The sequence below is a fragment of the Arthrobacter sp. P1_H7 genome (assembly GCF_056405215.1).
The window spans coordinates 166,156-191,016 of sequence record NZ_JBFUCO010000002.1; the positions used below are offsets into that span (position 1 = coordinate 166,156).

14 protein-coding genes and 1 tRNA gene are annotated in these 24,861 nt (G+C 67.5%); 14 read left to right on the top strand and 1 reads right to left on the bottom strand.

Annotated elements, in window-relative coordinates; all coding sequences use genetic code 11:
* Positions 1-14: 14 nt before the first annotated feature.
* On the bottom strand, positions 15-1,169 hold the full coding sequence (locus tag AC1DXI_RS01520) for an AAA family ATPase (protein ID WP_476937155.1): 1,155 nt from the start codon (positions 1,167-1,169) through the stop codon (positions 15-17).
* A gap of 177 nt (positions 1,170-1,346) precedes the next feature.
* Here AC1DXI_RS01520 and AC1DXI_RS01525 point away from each other — a divergent pair, with 177 nt between their 5' ends.
* The 14 genes from AC1DXI_RS01525 (at position 1,347) to AC1DXI_RS01590 (ending at position 23,953) form a co-directional block, all read left to right on the top strand.
* Positions 1,347-2,234 (top strand): TatD family hydrolase, encoded by an 888-nt coding sequence (locus AC1DXI_RS01525; protein ID WP_476937156.1) that lies wholly within the window; start codon positions 1,347-1,349, stop codon positions 2,232-2,234.
* A gap of 302 nt (positions 2,235-2,536) precedes the next feature.
* Positions 2,537-3,682, top strand: a complete 1,146-nt coding sequence (locus AC1DXI_RS01530) for a ubiquitin-like domain-containing protein (protein ID WP_476937157.1) — start codon at positions 2,537-2,539, stop codon at positions 3,680-3,682.
* A 203-nt stretch (positions 3,683-3,885) separates the two neighbouring features.
* The gene (gene rsmA / locus AC1DXI_RS01535; RefSeq protein ID WP_476937363.1) at positions 3,886-4,725 is read left to right on the top strand and encodes a 16S rRNA (adenine(1518)-N(6)/adenine(1519)-N(6))-dimethyltransferase RsmA; all 840 of its coding nucleotides are present in this window, start codon (positions 3,886-3,888) and stop codon (positions 4,723-4,725) included.
* Between the two features lie 70 nt (positions 4,726-4,795).
* Positions 4,796-5,758 (top strand): 4-(cytidine 5'-diphospho)-2-C-methyl-D-erythritol kinase, encoded by a 963-nt coding sequence (locus AC1DXI_RS01540; RefSeq protein WP_026537751.1) that lies wholly within the window; start codon positions 4,796-4,798, stop codon positions 5,756-5,758.
* 72 nt (positions 5,759-5,830) lie between these two features.
* Positions 5,831-7,660 carry an ABC-F family ATP-binding cassette domain-containing protein gene (locus AC1DXI_RS01545; RefSeq protein WP_476937158.1) on the top strand — a complete coding sequence of 610 codons (1,830 nt, stop codon included), beginning with the start codon at positions 5,831-5,833 and terminating at the stop codon, positions 7,658-7,660.
* Positions 7,661-8,327: 667 nt separating this feature from the next.
* A tRNA-Gln gene (locus AC1DXI_RS01550) sits at positions 8,328-8,399 on the top strand.
* 43 nt (positions 8,400-8,442) lie between these two features.
* Positions 8,443-9,978, top strand: a complete 1,536-nt coding sequence (gene glmU / locus AC1DXI_RS01555) for a bifunctional UDP-N-acetylglucosamine diphosphorylase/glucosamine-1-phosphate N-acetyltransferase GlmU (protein WP_476937159.1) — start codon at positions 8,443-8,445, stop codon at positions 9,976-9,978.
* Between the two features lie 5 nt (positions 9,979-9,983).
* Complete coding sequence (locus AC1DXI_RS01560) at positions 9,984-10,964, top strand: ribose-phosphate diphosphokinase (RefSeq protein ID WP_018774662.1); 981 nt, start codon at positions 9,984-9,986, stop codon at positions 10,962-10,964.
* 277 nt (positions 10,965-11,241) lie between these two features.
* Positions 11,242-11,841, top strand: coding sequence for a 50S ribosomal protein L25/general stress protein Ctc (locus AC1DXI_RS01565; protein WP_028276489.1), 600 nt, complete (start codon positions 11,242-11,244; stop codon positions 11,839-11,841).
* A gap of 11 nt (positions 11,842-11,852) precedes the next feature.
* Complete coding sequence (pth, locus tag AC1DXI_RS01570) at positions 11,853-12,440, top strand: aminoacyl-tRNA hydrolase (protein WP_476937160.1); 588 nt, start codon at positions 11,853-11,855, stop codon at positions 12,438-12,440.
* Between the two features lie 238 nt (positions 12,441-12,678).
* The gene (locus tag AC1DXI_RS01575) at positions 12,679-15,423 is read left to right on the top strand and encodes a helix-turn-helix transcriptional regulator (RefSeq protein ID WP_476937161.1); all 2,745 of its coding nucleotides are present in this window, start codon (positions 12,679-12,681) and stop codon (positions 15,421-15,423) included.
* 25 nt (positions 15,424-15,448) lie between these two features.
* A complete protein-coding gene (locus tag AC1DXI_RS01580) occupies positions 15,449-18,124 on the top strand; it encodes a LuxR C-terminal-related transcriptional regulator (RefSeq protein ID WP_476937364.1) in 2,676 nt (891 codons plus the stop codon).
* A gap of 286 nt (positions 18,125-18,410) precedes the next feature.
* Positions 18,411-21,152 (top strand): LuxR C-terminal-related transcriptional regulator, encoded by a 2,742-nt coding sequence (locus AC1DXI_RS01585; RefSeq protein ID WP_476937162.1) that lies wholly within the window; start codon positions 18,411-18,413, stop codon positions 21,150-21,152.
* Between the two features lie 71 nt (positions 21,153-21,223).
* Positions 21,224-23,953 (top strand): helix-turn-helix transcriptional regulator, encoded by a 2,730-nt coding sequence (locus AC1DXI_RS01590; protein ID WP_476937163.1) that lies wholly within the window; start codon positions 21,224-21,226, stop codon positions 23,951-23,953.
* The last annotated feature ends 908 nt before the right edge of the window (positions 23,954-24,861 follow it).

Below are 24,861 nucleotides of genomic sequence, written 5' to 3' on the forward strand. Positions count from 1 at the left end.
GGCGGATCCACTCCCTAGCGCGGATTGGGCAGTTTGGGCGACGGCGCGGCGGCCATGGCCGAGGCCTTCCGGCCCGGGCGGCCGGTTCCGTTGGGTGAGGCCGTCACGTCCGGGGTGACGGGAATCTTGGCGATAATGGCCCGGATGACGCTTTGCGGCGTCTCACCCGCGCTGGCCGCCTTGCGGTCGAGGATGATCCGATGGGCGAGCACCGCTTCGGCGACGCTGACGACGTCGTCCGGCAGCACGAAGTCCCGGCCCTCCAGCGCGGCGGTGGCCTTCGCCGCACGCAGGAGCTGCAGCATGGACCGGGGACTGGCGCCGAGCCGGAGATATCCGCTTTCCCGCGTGGCGCGGCCCACGGCCACCGTGTACTCCTTGATGGACCGGGACACGTACACCTGCTGCACCGTGGCAATCATGGCGGCCACTTCCGCCGCGGTGACCACTGCCGTCACGCGGGCCAGCGGAGAGGAGGCCTGGTGGGTTTCGAGCATCTCCATCTCGGACTCGCGGTCCGGGTAGCCCATGGAAATCCGGGCCATGAAGCGGTCCCGCTGCGCTTCCGGCAGCGGGTACGTGCCCTCCATTTCAATGGGGTTCTGCGTCGCCACCACCATGAAGGGCTCATCCAGCCGGTAGGACGTGCCGTCCACCGTGACCTGGTGCTCCTCCATGCACTCCAGCAGGGCTGACTGGGTCTTGGCCGAGGCGCGGTTGATTTCGTCCCCGATGACGATGTTCGCGAACACCGCGCCGTGCCGGAACTCGAAGGTCCGGGTTGCCTGGTTGTAGATGGACACGCCCGTGACGTCGGAGGGGAGCAGGTCCGGGGTGAACTGGATCCGGCTGACGGAACAGTCGATGGTGCGGCCCAGCGTCTTGGCCAGGAGCGTCTTGCCCACCCCCGGGACGTCTTCCAGGAGCAGATGGCCCTGGGCGAGGAGGACGGTGAGCGCCAGTTTGGCTGCTTCGGCCTTGCCGTCGATGACCGTATTGATCGCCGTCAGGATCCGGGTGCTGGCTGAGTGGAAAGCGTCGGCGTCCATGGCCGGCAGTTCATGCCGCGGGGGCCGCTGTCCGGCTGCGTTTGGGTCCACGGGGGCGCGGCCCGGGAGGCTCTGTCCTTGGGGGAGGATGTCGTCTACGGAAGTGCGGTGGTAATCCATCGGCAGCCTTTCAGCCCTGGTGGGTCCCGGATCTGACCGCCCGCGGCGGCCGGGCCCCGCAGTGGCGTTCACCTGTTTCCTAACGGGGAAATTACAGAGTATTAACAGACTACTAACACAACTGCCGGCCCTGACAGAGAGTTCCGGGGAAATCTGGCCTCCGGTTAGGGTGGATGGATGCTCAATCCCCTCACCCCCGTTCCGTTCCGGTCGCCTGGAAGCGACGGTACCGGACGCAGCGGGTATCCGCCCGCACCGGAACCGCTCCCCGTGCCGGTCATGGATAACCACACGCATCTGGACTTTCCCGACGCGGAACTCGAGGTGGGCGTCAAGGACGCCCTCGACGCCGCCGCCGCGGTGGGCGTCCAAGGTGCGGTGCAGGTGGGCTGCGACCTCGAATCGTCCCGGTTTACGGTCAATGCGGTCGACCTCGATTCGCGGCTCCTGGGCGCCGTTGCCCTCCACCCCAACGATGCCCCCGGCTACGCCCGCCGTGGCGGCCTGGAGGAGGCCCTGGCCGAGATTGAGGCGCTCGCCGCCCATCCGAGGATCCGGGCAATCGGGGAGACCGGCCTCGACTTCTTCCGGACCGAGGGGGAGGGCCTGGCCCACCAGCGCTATTCGTTCCGCCGCCATATCGACATCGCCAAACGGCTCGGACTGACGCTGCAAATCCACGACCGCGACGCCCATGACGACGTCGTCCAGGTCCTGCGCGAAGAGGGGGCCCCGGAGCGGGTGGTCTTCCACTGTTTCTCCGGCGGCGAGGCGCTCGCCCGGACCTGCAACGCGGAGGGCTGGTACATGTCCTTTGCCGGAACCGTGACATTCAAGAACGCGACGGATCTGCGGGCAGCGCTGGCCATCGCGGAGCCGAGCCGGATCCTGGTCGAGACCGACGCGCCCTTCCTCACCCCGCACCCGCATCGCGGCCGCCCGAACGCGAGCTACATGGTGCCGTATACGGTGCGGGCCATGGCCAATGTGACTGGGTCGGAGCTGTCCGGGCTGTGCGCGCAGATCGCCGCAAATACGGTGCGGGCGTACGGATCCTGGGACTGAACTGCCCTCATCCAGGCCCCCGGCATGGATACCGGGTATGCACGATTTCTTGGTTCCTTTATAACGCTTCGATTACAGTGGTCAACTATTAGCCGGGGTCGGGGAAGGCCTACGGATAATTTCACTCCAGCAGGGCGTGCATTGTGGCAAACAAACCACATGCGCGCTCTCGTTTTGGGTGAGGCAGTGCACGCATGTTCCGTGACGCTCGACGCAGTCTGGAGCCGCCGTTGGCGCGCTCGCGGAGGATGGCCACGTGCACTTTTCCCCGTGCCCGGAAGGTCCAAGAGATTCGGGCAATTGTGGTCAAGTTCTTCACATCGGACGGCAAGTTCAGCTTCGTCAAGGTTGGCACGCAGCTCGTGGTGCTGGTGGCACTGGTGCTGGGTCTCGTGGCCTTCGTCGGCAATAACAAGACGATCACACTCAACGTGGATGGCAAAGTCAGCTCCGTCCAGACCTTCGGCGGAACCGTCGGAGAAGTCGTCAAGAGTGCCAAGGTTGAACTGCAGCCATCTGACAGGGTCTCGCCTTCGGCGGACGCCCATGTGCAGGACGGGTCAGTCATCAACGTCAACCTCGCCAAGGCCGTCAAGGTCAGCCTGGACGGCGCCGAACGGACCATCTCCACCACCTCGCCCACCGTCGAAGGGCTCGTGACCGAACTCGGCGTGGCCAGCGCCTCGCAGGTCTCCGTGCCGAAGGACGCCCAGCTAGCCGTCTCCGGCTCCTTCGTCGCCATCTCGACGCCGAAAAAGGTGAGCCTCGTTGCGGACGGCAAGGCCGTTGCGACCACCACGACGGCGGCCACAGTGGCCAAGGTGCTCGAGGATGCCGGGCTTAAGCTCGGGGCCAGCGACCGCGTCTCCCAGCCCGGGAACGCCCCCGTGGTCAACGACATGGTGATCAAGGTCTCCAGGGTCGACGTCAGCAAGACCGCCAAGACCACCGAGCCGGTCGCCTTCGAAACGCTCACCACCGAGAGCGCCGACATGTTCAAGGGTGAGAAGAAGGTCACCCAGGCCGGTGTCGCCGGCACCACCAGCAAGAGCTTCAAGCTGGTCCTCGTGGATGGCCGCGAAGCCTCCCGGACCCTGGTGTCCGAGACCGTCAGCGCCCAGCCGGTCACCGAAAAGGTGACTGTCGGCACCAAGGAGAAGCCCAAGCCCGCCGCCAACACCGGCGCATCCGCCCCTGCCATGATGAACCAGGGCATGTGGGACAAGATCGCCCAGTGCGAATCCGGCGGCAACTGGTCCATCAACTCCGGCAACGGCTACTACGGTGGCCTGCAGTTCGACGTCAGGACCTGGCTCGGCTCCGGCGGCGGCGCTTACGCCCCGAACGCCGCGGCGGCCACCAAGGCCCAGCAGATCGACATTGCCAACCGCGTCTACGCCCAGCGCGGCCTGCAGCCCTGGGGTTGCGGCTGGGCCGCCTCCAGCTAGCAGGCCAGGCCTGCGGCTGACCGCCCGCCGCTGAACCGCCCAACTCCCGCTGCTGTCGACCACAGCCAGGGAGAACACAGGCCGGGTCCGGATTCCCTCCGGACCCGGCCTGCGGCGTACCGGCGCCGGGATAGGATACCTAGGTGACTGAACCGAGCCCCTCCGCCCCCGAAAGCCTGCCCGGAGCGGCGCCCGCACCGCTGATGGGTGCCTCCGATATCCGCCGGCTGGCAGAGGAAATCGGCGTGCGGCCCACGAAGACCCTCGGGCAGAACTTTGTCATCGACGGCAACACCATCCGGCGGATCGTGAACACCGCCGACATCCGGGCCGATGAGACCGTCCTGGAAGTCGGCCCCGGGCTCGGGTCCCTGACCCTTGGCCTGCTGGACGCCGCCCGCAGCGTGGTCGCCGTCGAAATCGATCCGGTCCTCGCCGGGCGGCTGCCGGCCACTGTCGGCGCGTGGCGGCCGAACGCCGTCGGGAATTTCCACCTTGTCCTGGCCGACGCCATGCGGGTCACCGAGCTTCCCGTCGAGCCGACCGCGCTCGTGGCGAACCTTCCCTACAACGTGGCCGTTCCGGTGGTGCTGCACCTGCTGCAGCACTTCCCGAGCTTGGAGCACGGCCTGGTCATGGTCCAGGATGAAGTCGCCGACCGGCTCGCGGCCGGGCCCGGCTCCAAGACCTACGGCGTTCCATCAGTCAAGGCCGCCTGGTACAGCAGCATGCGCAAGGCCGGCGTGATCGGCATGAACGTCTTCTGGCCCGCGCCCAAGATCCATTCCGGGCTCGTCGCTTTCACGCGCCGGGAGCCCCCTGTCACGACTGCCACCAGGGAGCAGGTCTTTGCCGTGATTGACGCCGCCTTCGCGCAGCGCCGCAAGACGCTCCGGGCCGCGCTGGCCGGCTGGGCCGGCAGTGCCGCCGAGGCCGAACGCTGCCTGCGGGCCGCCGGCGTCGACCCCACCGCGCGCGGTGAAGTGATCGACATCGCGGCGTTCGCCAGGATCGCCGAAGCCCACGGGCAGCCGGACTCCTGAGCTCCTCCTGCGTTCCCCTGGGGGCCGGTGCGTGCTTGGAGCCCGGGCCGCGATGCCATAGCGTGGAGCCATGAACGCAGTGAGAGGGCGCTTTGCCGCGAGGACTGTCCGGGTGAAGGCTCCAGGCAAGGTTAACGTCTCACTGGACGTCGGACCGCTGCGGCCGGACGGCTACCACTCCGTGGCCAGCGTCTACCTGGCTGTCTCGCTCTACGAGGAAATTGCCGCCACCAGCACCGATACCGGCGAGATCACCGTCAGCATCAGCGATGCGAGCACCGTGGACCTCGATGGGGTGGACATTCCGCTCGATCACCGCAACCTGGCCTACAAGGCCGCAGCCATCATGGCCGACGTCTCGGAACACTCCACCGGTGTCCACTTAGAGATCACCAAACGGGTGCCCGTCGCTGGCGGCATGGGCGGCGGGTCGGCCGACGCCGCCGCCACCCTGCTGGCCTGCGACGCGTTGTGGAACAGCGGGCTCTCCCGAGATGAGCTGGCCCACCTGGCCGCCGAGCTCGGCGCCGATGTCCCCTTCGCGCTACTGGGCGGCACCGCCGTCGGACTGGGCCTGGGCGATGAGCTCTCGCCGGCGCTGGTCAAGGCCCAGACGGACTGGGTCCTGGTCACCGCGGACTTCGGCCTGCCCACCCCGGAGGTCTACCGCACCCTGGACCGCCTGCGCGCGGCCGAGGGCGTGGCAGTGGACGAACCCGACGCCGTCGACCCCGGCGTGCTCACCGCCCTGCGCAGCGGCGACGCCGACGCCCTGAGCCGCGTCCTGGTCAACGACCTCCAACGCGCCTCGATCGAACTGGCCCCGGGCCTGCGCGAGACCCTGGGCCGCGGCGAGGCCTGCGGCGCGATCGCAGGCATCGTCTCCGGCTCCGGACCCACTGTCGCGTTCCTCGCGCACAGCCCCGCCGCGGCCGCCGGACTCGCCGAAGAGCTCCGCCACCACAGCCTTGACGCCATGGCAGTGCACGGGCCGGTGCACGGGGCCCGCATCATCTCCGATACGCTCCTTTAGGAGCTTTTGACGCACCGCATCTCATGACTTCACCGCTTCACTTCACCGATACACCTAAGAAAGCAGTTCCCAGTGGCACACCTGCTCGGCGGCGAGAACCTCACGGTCTCGTATGCAACCCGTACCGTCCTCGATGGCATTACCCTCGGCCTTGAAGAGGGCGACCGGATCGGCATGGTGGGCCGCAACGGCGACGGCAAGTCAACCCTGATGCGGCTGCTGGCCATGCGCTCCACCCCGGACTCCGGCCGCGTGACCAAGCGCAGCGAGGTCAACATCGGCTACCTGGACCAGAGCGACGTGCTCGACGGCGACCTCACCGTCGGCGCCGCGATCGTGGGGGACCAGGCCGACTATGAGTGGGCCCGCAATCCCCAGATCCGCGAAGTCATGGGCGGGCTGGTGTCCGACGTCGACTGGCACGCCAACGTCCATGCGCTCTCCGGCGGGCAGAAGCGGCGTGTGGCGCTGGCCAAGCTGCTGATCGAGGACCACGACGTCATCATGCTCGACGAGCCGACCAACCACCTCGACGTCGAAGGCGTAGCGTGGCTGTCACGGCACCTGAAGACCCGCTGGCGGGCCAACCAGGGCGCCTTCCTCGTGGTCACCCACGACCGCTGGTTCCTCGATGAAGTCTGCACCAAGACCTGGGAAATCCACGACGGCATCATGGACCCGTTCGACGGCGGCTACGCCGCCTACGTCTTGGCCCGCGCCGAACGCGACCGCGCCGCTTCCGTCACGGAGGGCAAGCGCCAGCAGCTGGTGAAGAAGGAGCTCGCCTGGCTCCGGCGTGGTGCCCCGGCCCGGACCGCCAAGCCCAAGTTCCGGATCGAGGCAGCCAACGCCCTGATCGCGGACGTCCCCGAGCCGCGCGACTCGACGGCGCTGAGCAAGATGGCCACCGCCCGGCTGGGCAAGGACGTCCTGGACCTCGAGCACGTCTCACTGGACTTCGTCGGCGGCGAGGCCGGGCAGAAGCTGTTCGACAACATCACGCTGCGCCTCGCTCCCGGAGAGCGTCTGGGCCTCGTGGGCGTCAACGGCGCCGGCAAGACCACCCTGCTCAAACTCCTCAACGGCGAGATCCAGCCCACCTCCGGAAAGGTCAAGCGCGGCAAGACGGTGGTCACCGCGGTCCTGACCCAGGAGGTCAAGGAACTCGACGACGTCTCGGACCTGCGCGTGATCGAAGTGATCGAGCGGGAAAAGCGCTCCTTCAACGTCGGCGGCAAGGAATTCACCGCCGGCCAGCTCGTGGAGCAGCTTGGCTTCACCAACGAAAAGCAGTGGACCCCGGTCAAGGACCTCTCCGGTGGCGAACGCCGGCGGCTGCAGCTCCTGCGCCTGCTCGTGGGGGAGCCGAACGTGCTGATGCTTGACGAGCCGACCAACGACCTCGACACCGATACCCTCGCCGCCGTCGAAGATGTGCTCGACGGCTGGCCCGGCACGCTCGTTGTGGTCAGCCATGACCGGTACCTGCTGGAGCGCGTCACGGACCACCAGATGGCGCTCCTTGGCGACGGCAAGATCCGTGCCCTGCCGCGCGGCGTGGACCAGTACCTCGAACTGCGCGAAGGGGCCCTGGCCGGCTCCACGATCACCGGCGGCGGGAATCCCGTCACCTCCGCCGGCGGGGGTTCCGCGCCCGCCGCCAGCGGCCCTTCCGAGGCCGAAAAGCGCGACGCCCGCAAGGCCAAGAACCGGATCGACCGCCAGCTGGGCAAACTCAAGCAGCAGGAAGACAAGATCCACGCCCAGATGACGGCCGGTGCCGGGGACGCCAGCAAGTTCGACGAGCTCGCCGGGCTCAACGCGAAACTCCAAGAACTGGCCGGGGAACGCGAAGCCCTCGAACTCGAATGGCTCGAGGCCCTGGAAGTGCTGGGGGAGTAGCCTCCTGCCCTCCCCGGGACATGCCCAGTGTGTGCGCCCACCGCTGGACATGTCCCTTGTAGCCCATCAAATCCGCAGGACATGTCCCGCTGCGGAGGCCAGCACTGGACATGTCCCCGGCAGGGCTAAAATCCCGCAGGACATGTCCGTCGGCGCGGGCCACCACTGGACATGTCCTTTGCAGGGCCTAGATCCCGCTGGGCATGTCGCTCGGCGCGGGCCAGGGATGGGCATGTTGGCATTATGTTCATTGCTTGGGACCAACGCTGGGCATATCCCGCTTAGGGAACGGCTCTCGGCGCGCGCCCAGGAAGACACGTTCCGCGGAGTGCGTGAATCCTGCAGGGCATGTCCCGCCGCGTAGACCAACACTGGACATGTCCACTGCAGGGCCGATCTCCCGCAGGACATGTCCCTCGGCGCGGGCCAGGGATGGGCATGTTGGCATTATGTTCATTGCTTGGGACCAACGCTGGGCATGTCCCGCGGAGTGCAGGGATCATGCAGGACATGTATCTTCGCGCCGACCAAGAATGGGCATGTCCCGTGGCGCCGGCCGCGCCGCCCTCCCGCACCTGCCGGCCGCCCTTCCGCGGCCCTGAGTCGCACGAGCATCAACCTTCGTGGCAGAATTGATTCTCGTGCCACAGGTCAAGCCTGTGCACGGTCCGCTCTGGTGTAATGGCAGCACCCCGGCCTTTGGAGCCGTGGAGTATAGGTTCGAGTCCTATGGGCGGAACTTGGCGAGACACACTGCGCAACCAAGCAAGGAGAGCCAATACGTGAGCCCCGAGAATACTGGCCCAGCCGCCGTGATCGTCCTAGCTGCAGGGGCCGGTACCCGGATGAAATCCCGTACCCCCAAAATTCTCCACGAGATCGGCGGCCGCTCCCTGGTCGGCCACGCGCTCCAGGCGGCGCGCAGTATTAACCCCCGTGAGCTGGCCCTCGTGGTCCGGCACGAACGCGACCTCGTGGCCGCCCACGTCGCCGCCCTCGATCCGCAGGCCCTGATTGTGGACCAGGACGATGTACCCGGCACCGGCCGCGCGGTCGAAGCGGCACTTGAAGCGCTCGACGCCGGAGGCCAGCTGGGCGGAACGGTCGTGGTCACGTACGGCGACGTCCCGCTGCTCACCGGCGGCCTGCTCGCCGAACTCGTCACCGCCCACGAGGCCGAGGGCAACGCCGTCACCGTCCTCACCGCCGTGCTCGATGACGCCACCGGCTACGGTCGCATCCTCCGCGCAAAAGACGGAACCGTCACGGGAATCCGCGAACACAAGGACGCCACCAGCGCCGAACGCGAAATCCGTGAGGTCAACTCCGGCATCTACGCCTTCGACGCCGCCGTGCTGCGCGACGCGCTGGTCCACGTCACCACGGACAACGCCCAGGGCGAAAAGTACCTCACCGATGTCCTGGCCCTGGCCGGCGCCGCGGGCGGCCGCGTCGCCGCCGTCGTCACCGAAGACCGCTGGCAGGTGGAGGGCGCCAACGACCGCGTCCAGCTCTCGGCGCTCGGCGCTGAACTGAACCGCCGCACCCTCGAAGCCTGGATGCGCGCCGGCGTGACCGTCGTGGATCCCGCCACGACGTGGATCGACGCCACGGTGACGCTCGACGAGGACGTCCGCCTCCTGCCCAACACCCAGCTGCACGGGAGCACCACGGTGGCGCGCGACGCCGTCGTCGGCCCGGACACCACGCTGACCGACGTCACGGTGGGAACCGGCGCCACGGTGATCCGCACCCACGGCTCCGGCTCCACGATCGGGGCGCGCGCCAGCGTGGGGCCCTTCACCTACCTGCGCCCGGGCACCGTCCTGGGCGAGACCGGCAAGATCGGCGCGTTCTACGAAACCAAGAACGTCACGATCGGCCGCGGCTCGAAGCTGTCCCACCTCGGCTACGCCGGGGACGCGGAAATCGGCGAGGACACCAACATCGGCTGCGGCAACATCACCGCCAATTACGACGGCGAGAAGAAGCACCGTACGGTGATCGGCTCGGGTGTGCGCACCGGTTCGAACACCGTGTTCGTGGCTCCCGTGCGCGTGGGCGACGGCGCCTACAGCGGCGCCGGTGCGATCATCCGCCAGGACGTCCCGGCCGGCGCCCTCGCCGTCACCCTGGCCAAGCAGCGGAACTCCGAAGGCTGGGTTGCGGCCAACCGCCCCGGTTCCGTCTCCGCCGCCCTGGCCGAGTCCGCCCTGGCCGGATCAGCCCTGGCCCAATCCGCCGCCGCGGTCGATACAGTCGCCGCGGGCGCCGCCCCAACATCCTCCACTACTCCGGCACCGACAGAAGAGGGCTAGCAATCATGAGCGAAATTACGGCACACGGCGAGAAGAAGCTGGTGCTGGCCGCGGGGCGCGCGCACCCTGAGCTGGCGAAGGAGATCGCGAAGGAGCTCGGCACCGAGCTGCTGCCCCTGGACGCCTACGACTTCGCCAACGGCGAGATCTATGTGCGGGCCGGCGAGAGCGTCCGAGGCACCGACGCCTTCGTGATCCAGGCCCACCCGGCCCCGTTGAACAACTGGCTCATGGAACAGCTGATCATGATCGATTCGCTCAAGCGGGCCTCCGCCAAGCGCATCACTGTCGTATCCCCGTTCTACCCCTACGCCCGGCAGGACAAGAAGGGCCGCGGCCGCGAGCCGATCTCGGCACGCCTCGTCGCCGACCTGTACAAGACCGCCGGCGCCGACCGCATCATGAGCGTGGACCTGCACACCTCCCAGATCCAGGGCTTCTTCGACGGCCCCGTGGACCACCTGATGGCCATTCCGCTCCTGGCCGACTACATCCGTACCCGGGTCGGCTCGGACAAGGTCACGGTCGTCTCGCCGGACACCGGCCGCGTCCGCGTGGCCGAGCAGTGGGCTGAGCGCCTCGGCGGCGCGCCGCTGGCGTTCGTGCACAAGAGCCGGGACCTCACCGTGCCCAACCAGGCCGTCTCCAAGACGGTCGTGGGCCAGATTGAAGGCCGCACCTGCGTCCTGATCGACGACATGATCGATACCGGCGGAACCATTTCCGGCGCCGTCCAGGTGCTCAAGAACGCCGGCGCCAAGGATGTCATCATCGCCGCGACCCACGCCGTGTTCTCCGATCCGGCGGCCCGCCGGCTGTCCGAGTCCGGCGCCCGCGAAGTGGTGGTCACCAACACGCTGCCGATCACCGCGGACAAGCGCTTCCCGCAGCTGACCGTGCTGTCCATCGCGCCGCTGATCGCCCGCGCCATCCGTGAAGTGTTCGACGACGGTTCCGTCACCAGCCTGTTCGACGGCCAGGCCTGAGCCGGCCGGCGGAGGGACCGGTTTCAGAAACCGGTCCCTCCGCTGGTAGCCTTGTACCGAAACCTTGGCGAGGGAGCGCGCCGGCATTCCGTATTGAATTCCGTATTGATGGGAAATTAATCGGAATCCGGACTGCTGGTCTCCGTGATCGACTGGGTCTGAATCTCCTTCTGAAGGGCAGCCGCACGGCAGCCCGGCGTTGAAGGTCGTAAACAGACCTCCGCCCTTGCTGAACACCGTTTAGTCCCACAGCTTGAAATCCCACGAGGAGATATCCATGTCTGAGCAGAAGCTCGCAGCAGAAGTCCGCACCGAATTCGGCAAGGGCTTCGCCCGCCGCGCCCGCATGGCCAACCTGATCCCGGCCGTCATCTACGGCCACGGCGCCGAGCCGATCCACATCACCCTGCCGGCGAAGGCCACCACCCTGGCCGTCCGCACCGCCAACGCCCTGCTGACCCTGGACATCGACGGCGAGCAGCACCTGGCCCTCGTCAAGGACATCCAGCGCAACCCGATCAAGCAGATCATCGAGCACCTCGACCTGCTGACCGTTCGCACCGGCGAGAAGGTCACCGTTGACGTGCCCGTTCACCTCAGCGGCGAACTGGCTCCGGGCAACGTGCACAACCTGGAAATGACGGTCGTTTCCGTCGAGGCCGAGGCAACGCACCTGCCGACCGCCATCGAGGTCAGCATCGAAGGCCGCAGCGCCGGCGAGCACATCCACGCTTCCGACCTCGTCCTGCCGAAGGGCTCCACCCTGCTGGCTGACCCGGAAGCACTCGTCGTCAACATCTCCGAGGCCACCGAAAACGTCGAAGAGGGCGAAGAGGGCGAAGCAGCTGCCCCGTCAGCCGAAGCCGCAGCCGAGTAATTCCGGCGAATTTGCCGGCGGCCGGGTCCCTCAGGGGCCTTGGCAACCCCGGATCCGAGTACAGCCACAACCGGCACAACGTCGGCCAGATGGTCCTGGACGAACTCGCCTCGCGCGTCGGCGGCGGCTTCAAGTCGCACAAATCGCGGGCCCAGGTCCTCGAAGGGCGCCTGGGCATCGGCGGGCCGCGGATCGTGCTGGCCAAGCCGCTGTCCTACATGAACGTCTCCGGCGCCCCGGTGTCTGCCCTGGCCCAGTTCTACGGGATCGATCCGGCCCATGTCATTGCCGTCCATGACGAGATCGACATCCCCTTCGACACCGTGCGGCTCAAGATCGGCGGCGGCGAAGGCGGCCACAACGGACTGCGCGATATCTCCAAGGCCCTGGCCACCAAGGACTACCTGCGCGTGCGGGTGGGCGTCGGGCGTCCGCCCGGACGGATGGAGACCGCGGACTTTGTCCTGCGTGACTTTTCCGCGCCGGAGAAGAAGGAACTGCCCTTCCTGATCGACTCAGCCGCCGACGCCGTCGAAGTCCTGGTCCGGGACGGCCTCACCGCCGCCCAACAAAAGTTCCACCCCGCCAAGGCGACGTAGCGCCTCTCGGACGTCAACGCAGGCAAAATAGCACGCGGCCAAAATGCCCCGACGGCGTGCCGGCCCGGCCCGCGGCAGGCGCCGGACAATTTAGTTGCATCCGTATTGTGGGTTTTCTTTCCAAGCTTTCGGCATTCCAGCTATGATCTGTCTACTCTCATGTCGGGGGATAGGGATACGCTACTTCTAAGTGGGCAGTCCGGGGTTGCTGTCTGCAAAGCGGTACGAAGGAAACTACATGTCGAGGGATTCGCTGGGCTGGGGGAATGTTTCCACTACATTGGCACCCGCCGAAGAAGAACATGCTGCCGGCCAGGTCGCGAGACACGGCTGGTCCGGTTTGGCGCGGAACGCTGATGCCGAGCGTGTCCGCCAGGAACTGCTGGCCCACGACCGGATGGGCGTCGTCATCACGGGCGACCGCGGTGTGGGCAAAACGCTTGTCGGCAGGACTGCCCTCGCGGGCTTCGGGCCCGAGGTTTACACCATCCAGCTCCGCAGTTCAGGGCCAGGTTCGGCAACGCCGTACGGCTGCCTCGCCTTCACCCTTGCGCGGCTCCCGCAGAGTTCCCTGGGCTCGCCGACCGCCATCCTGCACGGCATTACCTCGCTGATACGCGACGACGCCGCCGGCCGCCAGTGCGTGATCCTGCTGGACAACGCCGGCGCCCTCGACGAACTCAGCACCGGGGTCCTGCTCAACCTGCTCCAGACCCGGACCGCCCGGTTGATCGCAACTGCCCAGCGCACAACCGACCTTCCGCCCGACTTCTACTGGCTCATCACCTCAGGCCAGCTTGCCGAGGTCCGGCTCGCCAACCTGACCGAACTCGAGACCCTGGAGGTGCTGCAGTCAGCCTTGGGCCACCGGGTCTCGACCGCCCTGGCAAGCCAGCTGCACCAGCTGGTCGGCGGCAGCCCCACGCTCCTGCAGGCCGTCGTCTCCGAACAAATCGAACGCGGAAACCTCGTCCTGTCCGGATCCGTGTGGACACTGCTCGATGAAGTTGTGCTCGATGGCCGCACGGCGCTGGAGGATATTGTCCGGGCCAGGTATGCCAGGGAAACACCCGTGGCCCGGGAAGTCATCGACGTCCTCTCCTGCGCCCGGACCCTGCCCCTGTCCCGGCTCGCCCGGATGTACAGCCCCGGTGTTATCGCCGACATGGAAGAGGCCGGCCAGATCGTGGTCGACCGCGCGGACCGGCACCTCGTCACGCTGGGCGACCGCTACCTCGGCGACATTGTCCGCAATTGGCTCAGCGTGGAGCGCCGGCTGGAGCTCCGGGACAAGGTCCCCGGGCACCAGGAACACGAGCTGGACGAGCTGACCGTGGAAGACCTGCTGGCCTACGCGGCGTGGACCCACGACTGCCACGCCCAGCTGGCACCCGCCCATGCCGTGGCGGCTGCCAGTGCCGCCGTGAAGCTCTTCGACCCGAAATTTGCCCTCAAATGTGCCGGCAGCCTCTCACCCTCGGACCCTGAGTGGGCCGAAGGACAGCTGCAGAAATCGGCCGCCTACCTCCAACTTGGCCTGCCGCTGCAGGCCATGTCCGCGCTGGACGACGTCTCCGAACGGCAGGTCAACGACCTCGCGGCGGAGAACTTTGCCGAATTCATCGCGGCCAAGGCTGACTGCATGGCCTGGCTGGACGACCGCTCCGGCCAGGTCCCCGAACTGCTCCAGCAGGCCAGGGTCCGGCTCCAGGACCTGAGCCTGGACGAGCCGTCCGCCGCCCCTGCTGCGCTTGCCAGGGCCGGGCTTTGCCTGGATCTGTGCGAGTTCAACTATTTCTCCTTCATCGGGGATTTCAAGCCCATGATGGAGCGGCTTACCACCGCGGCCACCACGGACGTCCCGGGGGCCGATCCCGTGCACCGGCTCAGGTCGGCCATCATCCTGATGGAGGCCTGGTCCATGACCGGTCACGAACTCGATGCCCGCAAACTCATGCGGGAAATCGGCGGGCAGCTGGGCGAGTGGTCCAACGTGCCGCGCATCCGCGAAAACTTCGCGTGGCGCTCGTTCAACGTGCTGCTCCTCTCGGGCCTGTGGCGCCAGGCCATCGACATGCTCAAGGACGCGAGCGGCCGGGCCGGGCACGGGCTGCATTCCGGCAGCGCCGCAACAGACCTCGCCGTCGGGCTCGCCTATGTCTATGCCGGCCGCGGGTACATGGCACTGGATCCGTTGCTGGCCGCGATCGCCCAGCTGGAGGTCCGGGCGAGCCTGCAGTCCCTGCGCCAGGCCTACGCCGCCACTGCTTTTGCCTATGCCCAGACCGGCAATTCGATCCAGGCCACGGTCTACCTGGACCGGGCCCGCTCGGCTGACGGCCCGGCCCGCTTCACGGTTGGCAGTGCCACCGAGTTCTGCATGGATATGGCGTCGCGGTGGCTCGGTGACCCCGAGGCCAAGGACCGGCTGATACGGTCCGCGGAGGAACATTTCCGGAAGGGCCGCTACACACTGGCCGGCATCTGCATGCTCGGGGCCACCGTCAACGGAACCGTCAAGGATTTTCTTTTCATGGAGGAAATCGCCGGGTTGCGGCAGGGACCGCTTGCCGAGCTGTCCCGGACGGTCGCCGTCGGCAGCCGGAAGAAGGACGCCGCGATCATGCTCGAAGCCGCCGAGCAGGCCGCTGGCCTCGAGCTGGACGCCGTCCAGGCCCGGTGCGCCGCGCTCGCGTTCGACTTCGCCAAGGGCGCCGGGCTGACCGCCAGCGCCAACGCCGCCTACAGCATGCTTGAGAGCCTCTCGGAGTCCGTACCGGCGCTGCCCGTCATGCCACGCAACAAGGGCCCGCTGCTGACGGACCGGGAGCGGCAAATCGCCACCCTGGCCGGGAACGGGGTCTCCAACAAGGACATCGCCCTGGAAGTGGGCATTTCCGTCAGGACTGTGGAGGGCCACCTGTACCAGGTGTTCACGAAGCTCGGCGTTTCTTCGCGAAGTGATCTGCTTGGACTCATCTAAGGGGCCGGCGGGAGCTCCCGGCACGGTGCCGAACCGCGCCTTGACCGGGAGGTCGGAAGATTTGATGTCGGCAGTGGAAGCCCTCCAGGGCGGCAGTCATGTGGCCGTGTTCGTCCTCGGCGACAGCGGGATGGGCAAATCAAGGCTCATCGATGCCGTTGTCGGGGAGCTGGGCCCGGAGGTGACGCCGGTGCCGATCCACGGCAGCGCGTCGCTGACCAAGGTGCCCTACGGTGTCCTCGGCCCCTTCATCGTCGGACTGCCGGTCCAGGAAGCAACATCGCAGCTGGCCGTGTTGAGGACGCTGTGGGCGCATCTGGAGGAGCAGAAGCGGGCCACCCAGAAGCCCCTCCTGCTGGTCGTCGACGACGCACACGATCTCGACGAGGCGACGGCCGGAATCCTTGCGGAGCTGGCGGCGGCCGGCTGGGCGAAACTGCTCGTGGGCGCCGCCGCCCGGCCCGGGCTGCCGGAACCGCTCCTGCAGCTCTGGTTTGAAGGCATCGCCGAACGGCACGACCTCCGCCCGCTCACCCTCGCGCAGACCACAGAGATGCTGGAGGGCGAGCTCGGCTCGCAAGTGCTGCCAAACGTCGCCGAGATCCTCTGGGAGGCCTCCGGCGGCAACCCGATGCTCCTCAACGGGCTCCTGGACGACGCCAGGAACGACGGCACGCTGCTGCGGCGCAACGGTGTCTGGTTGTTCACCCGGCACCTGAACAGCCACGGCGACCGGCTGACCGACGTCGTTCGCCGCCAGTTGCTGATGCGCTCGCCGGAAGAACGGCAGGCCTTGAACCTGGTGGCGCTGGCCGAACCCGTGTCCCGGGAACTGATCGAGTCTGTGGCCGGCGAAGAGGCCGTGGGATCGCTGATCGACAGCGAACTGATCCGGGTCACGGACACCGGGTCGGGTGAGCTGCGGCTGTGGCATACCGTGTACGGCGACACGCTGCGGAACCTGATTTCGCCGGCCAGAAGCCTGCAGCTTCGGCAGAGCCTGCTGCGCAAGATGGACAGCGAGCCGACGTCGGCCGAGGGACTGTTGCGGCATGTGAGCTGGTCGATCGAATGCGGCGCGGAGGTCGAGGACCGGCAGCTCCTGAGGGCCGCCGTGCTGGCAAGCCGGCTTTACGAGGACGAGCTCGCCCGCAAGGCTGCCGTCCTTGTCAAGGATCCGGAACTGAAGATGGCGGCCCGCGCCGTGATAGCACGGACCCGCTACAACGCTTCTGACTACGCGGCGGCCCGGGACATCCTCGACGCCGATTTCGGCCAGGGAAACAGCATCCCCGGGCTCCTGACCGGATCCCTCCTGTGGGCCGCAGCGATGTCAGCACTGGGCCACACGCCGGCAGAGATCATGAAGCGGGCACAGGCGCTCCGACGCGCCGCCGAACGCCTCGCCGCCGCCCGGCCGGACGACGCCGAAGCCATTCACCGTGCCACGGAAGAGCGTCTGGAGACCATGGAAGCCATGGTCCTGGCGCTGGCAGGCGAGTACGCGGCCGCCCCGGCCGCGGCGGCGTCCGCCGAGGACGCGGCTGCCGGCACCCCGCCGTCGAACACCCTCGTACAGGCGTTCCGGCTCTGCCTCGACGCGGAGCGGCTCCTGGCCAGCGGCAAGGGACTGAGCGCCCTCGCCGCGATGACCCGGGCCATGGAGGCCGCCGGGGCCGATCACGATGAGCTCTACTTCCTCACCGACTTCCTCGTGGTCCGGTCCGCAGCCGCCGCAATCCACTCCGGCGACTGGCAGGGGGCGGAAAGCCTCCTGACCGGCTTCGTCGCCGGTTCCGGGCCCAACTTGATTTCCTTCGGCGGGGGAGTGCATGCGGCTCACGGCATCATCCTGCTCTACCAGGGCAAGGCTGCCCAGGCCCTGAACACGCTCAGTGCCGCGCTCGAAGCGTTGCGGTTGACCGACCCCCAGCAGCTGTTCGCGCTCACGGCGGCCATGGCCTTCGCGGCAGCCGCCGAAGTCGGTGCCCAGACGAAGGCGGAGCTTCTCCTCGCCGACTTCGAGGCAGCCCCCGCGGCCTTGCCGAGGTACATGCGCTCGCTGGCCGCGATGGCCGTGGTCTATGGAAAAGCCCGGCTCGGGAACTACCCCGGTGCCATCGCGGAACTGAAGCGGCTCGGCCGCCCGTACCCGGAGGTGGACACCGCCGGCCTTGAGCTCGACGCGCTGGCCTTTTGCCTGGCCCTGGGGGACACGGACTCTGCGCCGAGGCTGCTCGAACTCCGGGCCGGGCTTGAGGGCCGAAGGCCCGCCGCGATCTGCGCCTACGCCGCAGCCATCAGCACGGACAACGCCGCCGACCACCTTGAGGCCGCGAAAACCTGTGAGGCGGCGGAGCTGTGGGCCTTTGCCGCCCTTGCCTACGACGCCGCGGCGCACGCCTACCGGGCCGCGGGTGACACCCTCAGGGAGCGCATGGCCAACTCCCAGCGGAAGCGGTGCCTGGACCGGGCCGACGACCTTCCCGGCGACGAAGCGGCCAAGAGCGATGACTCACTCGGCATACTGACCCGCCGCGAGCGCGACATTGTGGCGCTTGCGGTACGCGGCCTCACCGACCGGCAGATTGCCGCGGAGCTGCAGGTGTCCGTACGCACGGTTGAAGGCCATCTCTATCGCAGCTACGCCAAGCTCAACGTCAAGGGCCGTGAACAGCTTCCCGGCATCGGCGGGCACTAGCGGCAGGCAAAGGGAGAGGTGCGCTTGGGGCCGTATCCGGAGCGACGGCGGCCCCTGGCGGGCCGTAGCTCCCGTGTCCGGGCCGCTACGGTCGCCGGACACGTGCAGCAGGATTGCGACTACTTGGTTTGGGCCTTGCGGTGGCGCCGGTCCAACTGAGTACAGCTACGTAGAGCGGGCCGAATACTCGCTGCGTAATCGAGTACTACTTACGCATCCGGAAAATACGCGTAGTCCCTACCGTTGAGGTATCACCGCTCACACTTTGATTGCGAAGGTCTCTCATATGTTCCAGCAAGACGCCGGCTTGCCAGCGGGCAGCGGCCAGACAGAAGTAGTTTTTCCGGCGCAAAGAAGCGGTTACGGCCGCAGTAAAGACAGACCCTTCACGCGCCAGGAAGTCGTTGCCGACATTGTCGGGACCCTGACGTCGGGTTCTGGCTGCGGCATAGTACTCGTGGGCGACCACGGGGCCGGCAAGTCCTTTATCGCCCAGCGCGCCCTTGAGCAACTCGGCGACGAGTACCTGGTAGTCCAGGTCAGGGGCAGCTCCATATCCTCCAAGCTTCCCTACGGTGCCCTGAGCGTCCTGCTCAACGACCTCGACGCCTCCCACCTCGAGCACCCGCTGATGGTGCTGCGTGGACTGACCCAGCTGCTCCACACCAAATCCGAGGGCCGGCAAATCGTCCTCTTCGTGGACAACGCCCACGACCTCGACGAGCTCTCCAGCATGATGGTGGCCCAGTTGAGCGCCGGGTCCCATGTCACGTTGCTGGCGGCGTGCGTGGACATGCCCCACATCGGCGGCGACATCATGGGCCTGTGGAAGGATGACCTGCTCCGACGGGTGGACCTCGGACCGTTCGACTTCGAAGAGACGGCAGCAACGTTGCACCACGAATACGGCGGCCGGTTCTCCCTCACCGCCGCCCGGGCGCTCTGGAGCGCGAGCGGTGGCAACCCCTTGTTCCTCCATTCCCTGGCCCGGGAGCAGATCAAGCTGGGCACAGTCGTCCGCCAGGACGGCGTATGGTTCCTGGGCAACGGCCCCATCGCCTTGACCGGAGAGATCCGGGACGTCGTGAAGGCACGCCTCAACCGGCTCGGCAACGGCCAGCGCGACGTCTTTGAACTGCTGGCACTCGCCGGGGCGGTCCCGCTGCAGACTCTCATGCTCATCGCCAACCCGCAGGATATGGACGCGCTCCAGGAACGGGCCCTGATCCGGGTCACCCATGACCATCCGCCGACGGTCAGCGTCGCCAACCCGGTCACCGCCGGCATTGTCGCTAACGTGGTCCCGCCCGGGCGCAGCGCCGAACTCCGCCGCCGGCTCACGGCCGTGCTCCAGGAGTCGGACACGCCCGACACCGGTGGCTCGGCCGGTGTCGCCTGGGCTCTGGACTGCGGGGAAGAGGTGAGCACCGGGGTGGCCCTGGCGGCCGCCCACGCCGCGAACGGTGCATCCGACCACGCCGCCGCCTTGCGATTTGTCCAGGAGGTCGAAGGCAGCGAACCTGCCGCCCTGATCGCCATCGAAACAGCAAATGCCCACATCTCGGTGAACAACGAGGAGTCCGCGCGCCGGGTGTTGGAGGCACTGGATGACGACGCCTGCGCGAAGCTTCCCTTGGCCGAGTGGACCGCCTTGCAGCTCCTGCGAGTGGAACTGGACAAACGCAGCACCGCGCCGGGCGCCGATCCCGAAGCGCGGATACAGGAGTTCGCGGAGCGGCTGGCTGCCGAGCCCGCGGCGCAGAGTTCAGGTGTAGTTGCAGCCCGGGAGCGGCTGCGGCTGGCCGAGGCTGGGCTTGCCGCCTTCCGTGGACGCTACGCCGAAGTCCTGGCCATAACAGACGGTGTGGACGCGGGGGACCTGGGCAGCGAACCAAGGATTTTGACCGCCAGTGTGCGCAGCGAGGCCCTGGCCGTCACCGGCAACGTGGTGTGGGCGCTGGCCCTGGGCCAGCAGATCCTGGCGGCCACAGCCAGCGTGCGGCTCACGGACCATGCCCTTCGTGAGATCAGGGGCAGGTTCCTGCTCCTCCTGTTGCTCTCGGGCAAGTTCAAGGAAACGTCCGTCTATCTCGAGGAGATGTACAGCGGCGGAGAGCCTCAGACCAGGCTGGGAGGGATGTTTGAGATTGGGCACGGCGTCATGGACCTGCATGCCGGACACCTCGACGACGCCTTGTCCCGGCTTCAGGCAGGCCGCTGGCAGCTTCGGGCGCAGGACCCCGACGCTTTGGGTGGCCTGGCTGCGGCCGTGTGTGCCTACGCCGCCGCACTCCAGGGCGATGAGGAAGCGGCCGGCCTGCTACTTGGCGATCTTGCCCAGGTGCGGCGGCCCGCGGCCTGGCTGGTAGAACGGCTCACACGCTATTTCGAACTGTCGGCCCAGGCCGAGCTCGGTCAGAGGGCAATGTCCATCCGTGCACTCTCGGCCGAAGCGGGCAACGACGCCGAAACCTCCGCACTGGCTCCCGCGCTCCTGTTCCAGTCCGCCGCCGCCCGGCTGGGGGACCGCCAGGCGGGCCAGAAGCTCGGCAGCCTGAGCGGGAAGGTGACCGGACAATTCGCGGCCCTGTGCTCGCGGCTGGCCGAAGGCATGCGGGAGGCTGACAGCGAACAATTACTGGGGGCATCCAAGGACGCCGAGGCATGCGGCAACACCGTGTTCGCCAGGGATGCGGTGCGGAAAGCCGTCGGCTGCGCGAACGACGCCGGCAACCGGATCGCCCTGCGGATCGCCCAGCGGGCGCAGCAGTCCCTCGATGACAAGTTCGGCAGTCCGAAGAACGGTCTGCGTTCCCTCACAACCTCAACCCTGACGGCGAGGGAATGTGAAGTGGCGGTCCGGGCCGCTGCCGGTACGTCCAACCGCAAGATCGCGGAACAGATGCACGTATCGGTCCGCACTGTGGAGGGACACCTCTATCAGGTGTATTCGAAGCTGCACGTCGCCAGCCGATCGGAACTCAAAGATGTCATCTCGACTCCGGCAGACAGCGCCCGGCTCGGCTGACGCCGGCAGGCTGCAGGCGGCATCCCGGGCGGCTATTCAAGACGGGCAGAAGCTGGCAGGAAGAACCGGCGATGGAAAGCCTGGCTGAGACCTCAGCGCTGATCGAGCGCTCGGCGCTGGTCAAGGACCTGGTGCGTTGCCTGCGTGACGACACCCGATCAGGTGCGCTCATCATCGGCGGCGCAGGCGCGGGCAAGACCGCCGTCGTCAAAGCTGCCATCCGCGAACTCGAGCCCCACCGCCGCCTGATTCGGCTGACCGCCACCCCGGCCCTGGCCAGCGTTCCTTTCGGTGCCCTGGCGCCGTACTTGTCCCGGCTTCCTGACCGGGAACTCGACTCCAACGCCGCCGTCGTAGAAGCGATGGCGGGCAGCCTGAAATCCGAGGCGGACCGCCCTCTGTTTGTGGTCGACGACGCGCATTGCCTCGACCATGGGACCGTCCGGCAGTTGGCGCAGGCGGCGGCGACTGGCGCCGCGGGAATCCTCGTGGCCTGCCGTCCCGGGCCGATGATTCCGGAAGAGTTCCTCGCGCTCTGGGACGACGGGATTATCGCCAAGTTCGACCTTTACCCGCTGAGCCGGACCGGAACACACCAATTGTGCGAGCAGGTCCTGCGGGCCGACGTATCTCCGTGGGTCAGTGCGTTGTTCCATAAGGCGGCCGACGGCAATCCGCTCATGCTGATGTCCCTGATCCAGCATGCCCGTGCCAGCGGCGCTTTGGGCCTCCGGCACGGCGTGTGGTTCCTACTGGCCAACCCCGACATGGCCCAAGTGCCGGCCGCCGACGTTGTGGACCGGCAGTTGCGCTCCATGACACCGGAGGAAAAGACCGCAGCGACGATCGTTGCCCTGGCAGGACCCCTATCCCTGGCCCAGATTCTGCGGATCAGCGGTCCCAAGGCCGTCGACGCCCTGGACACGGCGGGGATCATCGCTGTCTCCAAGGGGCATGACCGGTTGGTACGGCCCGCCAGCCCGATCCTTGCCGAGATCATCCGCCACCGGGTCCCGGCCGGCCGCAGTTCGGCCCTGCGTTCGAGCGTGTTGTCGCTTCCGTCGACGCGGGCCGCGGCGCCGGGAGCGGCCCTCAACCGGCTGCGCTGGTCCATGGACTGCGGCGTAGAGATCCCTCCGCTCCAGCTCCTGCAGGCCGCCGTCGCCGCGAACACGGACTTGGACCCTGCAACCGCGGCCCGGGCGGCTGGCGCCATCCGGGACGCCCGGTTCCTCCCCGAGGCCCGGATCCAGCTGGCCTATTCGCACTTCATCGCCGGGCACACCGAGGCCGCTGTCGCGTGTCTCGAGGCAGCGCGGCCGGTGCCCTCCGGACGGCCGTCCTACCTTGCTGCCCTGCTCGCAGCCCGGCTCGGGTCTGACACGCCGGCCCGGCAACAGCATGCCGATGCCGGCACGCAACGCCCAGGCTTGGTGTTGCCCATGCAACCAGGGCTCTTGGAATCGCGGGCACGGGATTCGCTGTCTGCGGAAATCGCAGCTTGCACCGGCGGTCCCGGACACGCTCCGGCAGGACGGCCGTCGGACGGGACAACCGCCGGGGGACTGGCCACAGAGCTTTTGAGTCGCCCGTGGGATGGCAGGTTCACGGCAGTTGGAACCGTGCTGCGCGAAATCATCGACGCGGCCGGCGCCTATCCCGAAATCCGGGTACCGGCAGTTTCCCTCCTCGCCGAACTTTTGACCGCCCAAGGCCAACTCCGGGCAGGGCTGCGTTTGGACGGCGAGGCATGGGGCGGGGCCCGAAACGCGAGCCTGGAGCTCCCCCTGGTCTACGAGGACCTCGTGGTGCGCCACTGCTTGAATCTAATCTCGGCCGGCGACTGGGACCGGCTCGGAAATGTCCTGGACGATTACGCGGCCCGTGAGCCTGGACGGCTGCTGTACAGCGGCGGCATGCTGCACCTCATGCGGGGATATTCGCGGTTGCGGCAGGGCAGGATGCGTGAAAGCCTGGCCGAAGTGCGGCTGAGTGTGGAGGAACTGACTATCGCCGACCCGTTGGGCCTGTTGCCGTTTACGCGCGCCGTCGCGGCCTATGCCGCAGGCGCCGTCGGTCGCCACCATGAGGCCCGCCAGCATGTGCTGGCCTACCGGCTTTCGGTGTACCGGGAGCCGAAAACCCTTCACCTGCTGGCAGAGGCGTACTGCCGGGCGGCTGAACCCGGAGAGGGGCCTGGAGGGAGCGGTGCCGGGGCGTTGGCGCGGCTGGCGGACGAGGCCCTGCACGAGAGCCTGCGGGGCGTTGAAACCGATATCAGGCGGCTCGCGCTCCGCGGCGGTGACACCTCGGGCGCCGAGGCCCTCGCCCTCAGCAGCGGAGCGGTCGACGGCCCGGAGGCCCGGCTGGTGGAGTCCTACGCGCGAGCGGTGTCGGCGTCCGATGCGTCCGACCTCATTGGCATCAGCGACGACGCGCTCAATGCAGGGCACGGGCTCCTTGCCCTTGAAGCCGCCCAGCAGGCGGAGCGTATCCTGGCAGACGACCCGGAGCGGTGGAGGCTTACCGCGGTCCAGCGTCGGGTCCATCACCGCCTCGTGGAGGCCGGAATGTCCGCGCAATTAGAGGTCGTCCGCAGCGATCACGGCGCCCCGTTGACTGCCCGTGAGACCGAAGTCCTGGAACTGGTGTCGGGCGGGTCCACGAACGCCGAGATCGCCACCGCGCTCTGTGTGTCCCTACGGACCGTGGAGGGGCACTTGTCCCGGATCTTCGCCAAGCTCGGCGTCGGCCGGCGGGCGGACCTCCTGGACCTCGGCTCTCTGAACTCCGGACCCTGAGCTCCGGACCCTGAACCCCGCAAGCCTGGGCGGCGGCAGCGACGGCCGCTGCATACAGCACGGGTGGACCGGGGGACCGGGGGGAGTATCCCCAAGTAGTGTCATGGCACTTGGGCTGACAGAAGTCGGGTAAACGCTACTCGTGTGCAAATCCGATCCGGGCGATTCACTTAAGTCAGTCCCAAGAATAACGTACAGAGTTTGACTGAATGTATAGCGTCTCAAATTACAAGGTCTCAAAGTACGAGGTCTCATAATGAGGAAAATTCAGGGAGGCCAACGACGGCTGGCATGATTTGCAGGAAAGTTTGGTCCCCAGGAGCCTCTTGCCTGCTGAAGCAGCCACTGCCACCATTAGAGGTGGTCGGGCCGTAACCTCCCTACCCCAAACTCCTTCGTTGGAATCGTACGGTGCCCTAGCCGGCAGCCGTGCGCCAAGGTCGGAGCCGGCGGCGTCAGAGCCTTCTGAGACCGAGGCTCTCCCCCCAGCCGCCGCCGGCTCCCTTAACGGGGATGCTCCCGGGTCCGCGCCCCTCTGAGGCGCGGACCCGGCGTGAGCGACGCCGAGGGTCGGTTCAAGTGATCACTCAGGGCGTGAACCCGTCTCACTTCGCCCTCGGACTCCGACCGGGCACTGATCCTCCCAGTCAACTGCTGCACCGTGTGGCGCGCCCCAGCTCTCCGGGCGTCTCACCCCCGATACCCGCAATCTTCCTCCGCGACGCTTTCGCTGGGTCCACGGGGAATTGCCCATGCCCGACGGCGGCCGGCGTCGCCTCGATCTCCGGAGGAACACAGGGCCTCCGTCGCGGAGGACCTGGTGTCGGACGGGTTTCGAATTCACCCGGGTTCTCCGGGTACTCCGGCGGAAGCGGCACGTAGCGACTACTCGTAGGCTACAGCTCCAG